Raw genomic sequence first — 727 nt, forward strand, 5'->3', positions numbered from 1 at the left:
GCCTCGCAGATCATGTCGAAGCGCATCTGCCGGGACCAGGCCGTGTTGCGGTTGCGCGGTTGATCGGCGAACTGGATGCCGTTGTCGGTCAGGATGGTGTGGATCCGGTACGGCACGGCTAGCAGCAGGCGCTCCAGGAACTCCCAAGCCGTCCGCCTGTCAGCCTTGTCGATCAACTGGGTGACCGCGAATTTGCTTGTTCGATCAATGGCCACGAACAGGAAGAGCTTGCCTTCGCCGGTCTGCACTTCAGCGATATCGATATGGAAGAAACCGATTGGATAACGTTTGAAGCGCTGTCGTTTGGGCTTGTCGCCATCGACGTCTGGCAATCTGGATATGCCGTGTCGCTGGAGGCACCGGTGCAGCGTTGACCGGGTCAGATGCGGGATCGTCGGCTGCAGCGCGTAGAGGCAGTCATCCAACGGCAGCAGCGTGTGCCGGCGGAACGCAACGACCATCGCCTCCTCGGACTCACTCAAGGTCGTTGAACGCGGCTCCTTCGGTCCGGTCTTCATGTCCTCCAGGGTCTGACGTTTGCGCCACTTGGCCACCGTCTTCGGGTTGATGCCGAGGTCTCGGCTCAGCGTCGCGAGCGAAGCTTGCGATCGCTGTATTGCTGCTCGGATGGCGTGCGTGGTCGTGGCGCTGCCGTGACGAACCTGTCCCATAAGGCCTCCTTCCATTCTACGGAAAGGATCACACCATCAAACCCTGGGATCAAACA

At 60.2% G+C, this 727-nt stretch carries 1 protein-coding gene; it reads right to left on the minus strand.

What is annotated here, in order from left to right; translation table 11 throughout:
* Nucleotides 1-671, minus strand: a 671-nt coding sequence (locus AUL34_RS20840; protein ID WP_061938422.1) for a DDE-type integrase/transposase/recombinase, incomplete at its 3' end; no start/stop codon positions are given.
* Nucleotides 672-727 lie beyond the last annotated feature (56 nt).

Source organism: Aureimonas sp. AU22 (assembly GCF_001463745.1).
Taxonomy (GTDB): domain Bacteria; phylum Pseudomonadota; class Alphaproteobacteria; order Rhizobiales; family Rhizobiaceae; genus Aureimonas.